This is a genomic window from Acidovorax facilis, from assembly GCF_023913775.1.
GTDB classification, from domain to species: domain Bacteria; phylum Pseudomonadota; class Gammaproteobacteria; order Burkholderiales; family Burkholderiaceae_C; genus Acidovorax; species Acidovorax facilis.
Genome location: NZ_JAMXAX010000208.1, coordinates 1 through 6447 on the forward strand (window position 1 = coordinate 1; position 6447 = coordinate 6447).

The 6447-nt window shown below is 58.0% G+C and carries 8 protein-coding genes; all 8 read left to right on the forward strand.

Going from position 1 to position 6447, the window contains the following annotated elements; translation table 11 throughout:
• Positions 1–185 precede the first annotated feature (185 nt).
• The 8 genes from NFX52_RS28945 to NFX52_RS28980 all read left to right on the forward strand — a co-directional run bounded on the left by NFX52_RS28945 (position 186) and on the right by NFX52_RS28980 (position 6296).
• Positions 186–869 carry a WYL domain-containing protein gene (locus NFX52_RS28945; protein WP_082437596.1) on the forward strand — a complete coding sequence of 228 codons (684 nt, stop codon included), beginning with the start codon at positions 186–188 and terminating at the stop codon, positions 867–869.
• A 56-nt stretch (positions 870–925) separates the two neighbouring features.
• A complete protein-coding gene (locus NFX52_RS28950; protein WP_202907217.1) occupies positions 926–1087 on the forward strand; it encodes a hypothetical protein in 162 nt (53 codons plus the stop codon).
• 215 nt (positions 1088–1302) lie between these two features.
• Positions 1303–1653, forward strand: a complete 351-nt coding sequence (locus tag NFX52_RS28955; protein WP_055401346.1) for a DUF4190 domain-containing protein — start codon at positions 1303–1305, stop codon at positions 1651–1653.
• A gap of 43 nt (positions 1654–1696) precedes the next feature.
• A complete protein-coding gene (locus NFX52_RS28960; protein WP_082437595.1) occupies positions 1697–2074 on the forward strand; it encodes a TM2 domain-containing protein in 378 nt (125 codons plus the stop codon).
• Positions 2071–2988 carry a hypothetical protein gene (locus NFX52_RS28965; RefSeq protein ID WP_238385729.1) on the forward strand — a complete coding sequence of 306 codons (918 nt, stop codon included), beginning with the start codon at positions 2071–2073 and terminating at the stop codon, positions 2986–2988. Before NFX52_RS28960 ends, NFX52_RS28965 begins: the two co-directional genes overlap by 4 nt.
• A gap of 301 nt (positions 2989–3289) precedes the next feature.
• Positions 3290–4120 (forward strand): EcsC family protein, encoded by an 831-nt coding sequence (locus tag NFX52_RS28970; RefSeq protein WP_055401343.1) that lies wholly within the window; start codon positions 3290–3292, stop codon positions 4118–4120.
• Between the two features lie 121 nt (positions 4121–4241).
• The gene (locus NFX52_RS28975; RefSeq protein ID WP_082437593.1) at positions 4242–5864 is read left to right on the forward strand and encodes a nuclease-related domain-containing DEAD/DEAH box helicase; all 1623 of its coding nucleotides are present in this window, start codon (positions 4242–4244) and stop codon (positions 5862–5864) included.
• 186 nt (positions 5865–6050) lie between these two features.
• Complete coding sequence (locus NFX52_RS28980) at positions 6051–6296, forward strand: type II toxin-antitoxin system prevent-host-death family antitoxin (RefSeq protein WP_055401339.1); 246 nt, start codon at positions 6051–6053, stop codon at positions 6294–6296.
• Positions 6297–6447: the final 151 nt, after the last annotated feature.

Here is a 6447-nt window from a genome sequence, read left to right on the forward strand (position 1 = left end):
GCAAGTAGGCGGTGTCTCGATCTACGGCGATGAAGCGGCTCATGCAGGGGAGGTCTTTTTAAACTGGCGCGATTTTCCAGGCCGCCGCCCACTCGCGGTAGGCGGGAAAGCCCGACAAGCTCCTAGAGCTGGAGAACAACGACGGCTACTTCGCCGTAAAGCCCGCGCGGCTCGGCCTGCTGTCCATGAAGGACATGGAACGGTTCGCCGAACTGGCTGGACTGGAGGGGCTGCACCCGCGTCTGTCCACAGAACTCCTGCAGGACTTGCTGAACACCGGGCTGCAGAACGCCTTGTTGGTTCGTGGGCCCAACTACGAAGACCTGAGCGGCTTGGAACTGCAATTCAGCCAGTTGAAAGAGGCCGTTGCTAAGCGCTGCACCGTGGGGTTCCGCTACCGCAAGGCCGAGGGTGCCAAGAACGTGAACGGCGTACAGCCCTATCAGTTGGTGAACCACGACGGAATCTGGTACCTGGCTGCCATGGATGCCGGTCAGCTCAAGGCCTACACCTTCACCAAGATAGAGGGCCTGCTGCTGAACCACGACGACCGCTTCGAGCCCGACCCTTCGGTTGTTCAAAAGCTGGAGGAGGAAGACAGCATCTGGCTCAACTTCGTCAAAACCGAAGTGGTGCTCAAGATCGACAGGGAAGTGGCCAGCTACTTTCAACGGCGCAAGCTCATCGGCGGGCAAAAGGTCGTGAAGGCGCTGGAGGACGGCGGGCTCATCGTGTCAGGCCAGATTGCCCACCCCAACCAGATCTGGCCCACAGTGCGCGCGTGGCTACCCCACGTGCGCATCATCAGCCCCGAGCACCTGCAAACCGAGCTGGACCAGCAGTTGCGAGCTTATCTGGACGCGCACTGACTCGATCCAAACTGCACGCTGACCCACGTTTTTGAGCCCCAGAGAGACCCGTTGCCATGATCAACAACAACTCCCCCCTCGAAACCCTGGCCGCCTTCGCCATCGTGTTCGTTGCAGGTGTCGTATCGACTGCAGGCCTGGGCGCCTACATCAGCGGACTGCGCCGCAAGGCGGCAGCCCAGGGCGGCCACTCAGGCCATCCGCCATCGGGCCGCTGACCACGCAGATCCGCCATGCACCGGGGCACCTGCTGCCCCGAGTGCTGACTGACGGACTAGCTAACTAACCAACGGCCTTCGGCGACCACTGCGCCGCAGGCCGCTGACACCACCCCTTCACCTGGCAACCGGTGCCCAGGCACCGGACGGGCGAAGCCTTGCCCAAAACACCCATCCAACGATCCGCCACATAACCAACCCAGAGAGGTTTTCCCATGTCGTACTGCCGAGGCTGCGGCCACCAGATTCACGAAACCGCCATCAGCTGCCCCCAATGCGGCGCATTGCAGGCCCAACACAACACCAACAGCCAGCAGGTCCGTGCAGACGACTCCCTGTGGCTCCCGATACCGGCGCTGATTTGCGGGCTGATCCCCGTTCTGGGGCTGCTCGCGCCCGAAGAGCCCGACAAGGACCAGGTGCTGGGGATCTTCCTTTTTGCTGCGACCGCCATTGTGTTCGGAAGCATTTCCCTGGCCCGCCAAAAACGCGGCAAAGGAATGGCCATTGCCGGGGTAGTCCTGGGCGGCATCGGCCTGCTGGCGGCAATCGGCTTGCTGGCCTGACATCCAACGCCCCTGAAGACACCCAACAGTGTGAGGAAACACCATGAACAACACATCCATGAACCCCTGCTTCGGCTGCGGTAAGCCTTTGCACATCTCTGCACCATCGTGCCCGCACTGCGGAGCCGTTCAAAACCTGCCAAACCAGCTAGGCCCCAATGCAGCCATGCGCAGCGTGAACGGGGTCGAACCCAAAAGCAAGGTCACCGCCGGGGTGCTGGCACTGCTGCTGGGCGGCATTGGCATCCACAAGTTCTACACGGGCGCTTGGGGCTGGGGCATCGTGTACATCGTGCTGTGCTGGACGTACATCCCGGCCCTGGTAGCGCTGGTGGAGGGCATTCGCTACCTCACGCTCAAACAACCGGAGTTCGCGCAGAAGGCCGCGCGCATGGACGGGCCGTTTTCATTCTTGTGGTGAGAAGCTGGCCCAACAACACCACCCCAACGTTCTCAACCCAACCCGCCAGCCGTCTGACATTCATTCATAGTCAACCCACATTGGGTGGTTACATTATGAAACTCCGGCGCTTGGCGACTGACCGCCTCACCATGAAAAAGACCACCGCTGTTGCTCTTGCCACCCTCTCCCTTGCCAGTCTCGCCAGTGCCGAAATCACCCAAGGCGTGCTCGAAAAAGGCCCCGCTTACTCCGCGCTCTTCAGCGCCAGTCCCGAGTCGGGCGACCTGATCGGTTTTGCCTTTAAAACCAAGTCCACAGTGGGCAGGGCCATCTTGCAAAACTGCCTGCCCGGCATGCTCTGCAAGATCGAGAAATCAGCCACACGCCCCGTCAGTGACGCCCTGAGTGACACCCTGGGCCAGAAATTTTCGGCCCAACCCGCTGGGTGGATCGAAATCACACAAGCCCGGAATATCGGCATGGCCCCGGTGGTGTTCGGCTACGAAAAGACACAGAAGACGCGCCATGGCATGGTCAGCGTGCGCGAGGAAGACAACACCCTGTTGTTCAAAGGCAAGCCCATCAGGCCCGCCATTGAAGGAAACAGCGGCTTGGACATCGTTGCCAACTACGAAATGGGAGCCACCGACGTGCTGTTGTTGCTAAGCAGTGGCGGCACGGCCTGCCCTGCACAGTTCCGATTCATCAATATCAGCCCGGGTGGCGTGCTGCGGGTTTCACCTGAATTTGGCACCTGCTCGGACATTATTTACCCCACTTTCGACCCGAAGGTGGGCGTGACGGTGGCGATGGTGGGGTTTCGTGGTCCGTTTGAGCCTGATGCGGAGCAGAGAAAAGCTGCGATGACCAAGACGGTGTACAGGTGGGACGGCCAAGGGCAATTGACCGGCAATGGGAAACCTGTGCGCTGACGCTCCCAACAAGACAAAGCAAAGAAACAAGTCGCTGTGCCTATCGCTCCTCAGCCCATGACCTATCGGTGCTCAGCATGTGGCTGGTCAAAAACAGCTGCACCTAGGAGTGATGCCTTTATGCCCGGCGACTATTTCGACGCTTGTCCGGATTGTGGAAATAATTCACTTACTACTGCACCCGCCAGTGCTCTTAGCGATTTTCTCTCGCGCTCTATTTTTATAAGTATTTTGAAGAAATAATTCATATCAATTTTTCACGATTTATTTCAGCAATTAAATAACCACCAGCCCTATAAATATGACTCAAATCAAAGACAACCAAAAAGATTACCAAGATTTAAAGAAAGCTGTAGACATACTGCAATCTCCAACAATTACAGCAAAAATATCGGACCTAATAGGCTCCCCGATCGAAAAGCTCGTAAATTCACTTCCTACTTCAATATCAAAAAAGATCGGCGGTGCAGTAGAAGCAGCCCTTCACAAATCTGCCAATGCAGCTCTATGGAGTTTGGAAAATAAGAAACAAGATGCCTCCCCCATACTTCATAAAATCTATGCTGCTAGTTCTGGCGCCATAGGCGGAGCTTTTGGCTTCACGGCTCTTTTCATTGAGCTTCCGATTGCAACAACGATAATGATGAGGTCGGTAGCCGACATCGCCCGCAGTGAAGGTTTTGATCTCACCGATTTTTCCACAAAACAATTGTGTATTGAAGTCTTTGCCATGGGAGGAAACACCAAGAGTGATGACGCGACTGAAACTGGTTACTACGTAACTCGTAGTTTCACAACGGGTGCGATGCAGCAACTTTCCAAAGAACTTGCAGAAATTGCCGCTAAGCAAGGCGCTCAAGCCAGTGCATTCACTACATCTCAAGCGGCAAAATGGATGGCTGAACTGATTGAAAAAGTAGCCGCTCGTTTTGGCGTAGTCATTACAGAAAAATTCGCAGCCCAAGCAGTTCCGGTCATAGGAGCCGTGACAGGAGCAGGAATTAACACCATGTTTATCGACTTTTACCAGGACATGGCCTTGGGGCATTTCACAATCAAGCGCTTAGAGCAAAAATACGGCTTCGATCATATCAAGAAAGAATACAATAATATTGTAAATAATCGGAATTAGATTGAAAATCCACTGCACAAGAAATTCACGCAAAAAATCGGCAGCTCCTAATTCGCAATCTTTTTACGTCGACCCACGATAAGAAAATACTTTCTTACGCTGTTTTAATGGATAAGGATGTATGACGCAAAATGGAGTGCGCGCAGAGGCCCGAGTAGCGCAATCACTTGTGCATCTTCCATTGTTGTGGGGTATTTTTCACACAGTGGAATGGCGTTGTTTGCACGAGGACAGGAGGGGCGAGGCAATTGGTGAAGCAGATGTAGTCGTTTTCCACCCCCACCATGGCCTGATCGTCTTTGAAATCAAGGCGGGTGCTGTGCAAGTGCAAGACGGCCAGTGGTTCTATGCCTCGGGCTTGGCCATGAAACAGTCGCCATTCGCCCAGGCTCGGCGCAACCGGTATGCACTCATCGACAAACTGCGCCAACGCTTGGGCCGCGATGCGGCGGACGCGTTGACGGTGACGCACGCGGTGTGGTTCCCCGATGTGTTGTGGAAGGGCAGCGTGCCGGGCACAGAGGCGCCTTCGCGCGCTTTTCTGCTGGACCGCGCGGCGCTGACGGACCCGGCGCCCGCGTTGCTGCGCATCTTTCGCGAAGCAGCGCCCAATGCGCAGCCATGGACGCGCGCACAGCAGCATGCGCTCAAGGAGTTGTTGGCGCCCGACTGCCAGCAACTGGTGCCCCTGGCCACCCACGTCGACGACGCGGCACACGCCTTGCACCAGGCTACCGAGCAGCAGGTGGCGGTGCTGCGCATGCTGCGCTCGCAGCCGCGCCTGTTGGTGGAGGGCGGTGCGGGCACTGGCAAGACGGTGTTGGCGGTGGCGTTGGCGCGCGAACATGCGGCGCTGGGCCGCTCGGTGCTGTTGACGTGCTTCAACAAGGCCCTGGCGCAGGCATTGACTGCGTTGCTGGCCGATGTGCCGGGTGTGACGGTGCAACCGTTCCACGAGCTGGCCCGCACACAGGCGCTGGCTGCTGGCCTGGCCTATGAAGTGCCCACAGACTCGCGAGAACAAGGCCTGTTTTTCAACGAGCGATCTGCCGAGCTGTTGCTGCAAGCCGCTGAAACCGGGAGCGGTGCCCGGTATGACACTGTGATCGTGGATGAGGCAGCCGACTTTGCCGCTACTTGGTGGGTGGCGCTGGAGGCCCTGGGTGCACCGCACTTCAGCTGGTACTGCTTTTATGACCGGCAGCAGTGCCTGTTTCAGTCCACCGACCAATGGGAGCCGCCGTTTACCGCCAGCCCCATGGTGCTGGACGCCAACTTGCGCAATACCCGCCCCATCGGTGAAGCCGCAGCGCGCATGGGCCGTTGCGCGATGCCTCCGACCTTTCGCGTGGACCATGGCGTGCCGCCCACTGCGCTGCAAAGCAGCGATTTCGCGCAGATGGCGGTGCAACTGCGCACGTTGCTGCGCGAGCTTTTGGGCAACCAGGGACTGCGCCCCGAGCAGATTGTGGTGCTGTCCCCCTATCGGCGTGACAACGCCGCATCTGCCTGGGCTGCTGGGCTGGATGCCTGCCCCACGACCGATGCCTTGGCCGCGCCATTGCCGGGGCTGGTCCGGGTGGGCACAGTGCAGGGTTTCAAGGGGCTGGAGTCGGATGTGGTGGTTCTGGTCGGCATCGACCTGCGCTGCATGCGCCACCCTGCGAACCTGTATGTGGGGGCCAGCCGGGCACGGGCGGCGCTGTATGTGTTGGCACTGGCGGACGCGGGGCTGGCGGCGTAAACAACACGCTGCGTACGGCGCTAAAAATTAGGTGAAATCAACCTGTAGCGCTTCATGACCAAGCGCTGATTGCTATCAAAATCTAGTTGTACTGTGAAAGCAAAGTTGCCTCAAGGCCGACGGGCTGACACCATCGCACCCCCACCACATGCATCTGTGGGTCTAGCCAGACGAAAGGAATCCACCATGCGCCGCTGGCAATTGCAAGACGCCAAACACCGCATCAACGAACTCGTGGAGTGGGCTCTGCGCGAAGGCCCGCAACTGATCACGAAACATGGTCATGACGCCGTGGTGGTATTGGCTGCGTCCGAGTACCGGCGGCTGACAGACGAGGATGGACTGGTCTCGCTGTTACTACAAGCGCCGCGCGGCGAGCTGCTGGAACACGGCCGCCCACCCAAGCCCATCCGTGCGCTGACGCTGGAGTGACGCTCAAGCGGGGCTATCTGAAAAAGCGTGGTGCCCAGCGCACAATAAGCCCCTTCGCCAGCGGGCACACCGGCCGCAAGAATATTAGCCCAATTGGCCTCTAGCGCTTGATACACAAGTGCCACCAGCTATCAATTTCAGAGTATCCGCT

Excerpts from the sequence above, each read along its gene's own strand:
- NFX52_RS28980 (WP_055401339.1), top strand. The coding sequence starts at position 6,051 with ATGCGCCGCTGGCAATTGCAAGACGCCAAACACCGCATCAACGAACTC.
- NFX52_RS28950 (WP_202907217.1), top strand. The coding sequence starts at position 926 with ATGATCAACAACAACTCCCCCCTCGAAACCCTGGCCGCCTTCGCCATC.
- NFX52_RS28945 (WP_082437596.1), top strand. The coding sequence starts at position 186 with ATGAAGGACATGGAACGGTTCGCCGAACTGGCTGGACTGGAGGGGCTG.
- NFX52_RS28955 (WP_055401346.1), top strand. The coding sequence starts at position 1,303 with ATGTCGTACTGCCGAGGCTGCGGCCACCAGATTCACGAAACCGCCATC.
- NFX52_RS28960 (WP_082437595.1), top strand. The coding sequence starts at position 1,697 with ATGAACAACACATCCATGAACCCCTGCTTCGGCTGCGGTAAGCCTTTG.
- NFX52_RS28975 (WP_082437593.1), top strand. The coding sequence starts at position 4,242 with ATGACGCAAAATGGAGTGCGCGCAGAGGCCCGAGTAGCGCAATCACTT.
- NFX52_RS28970 (WP_055401343.1), top strand. The coding sequence starts at position 3,290 with ATGACTCAAATCAAAGACAACCAAAAAGATTACCAAGATTTAAAGAAA.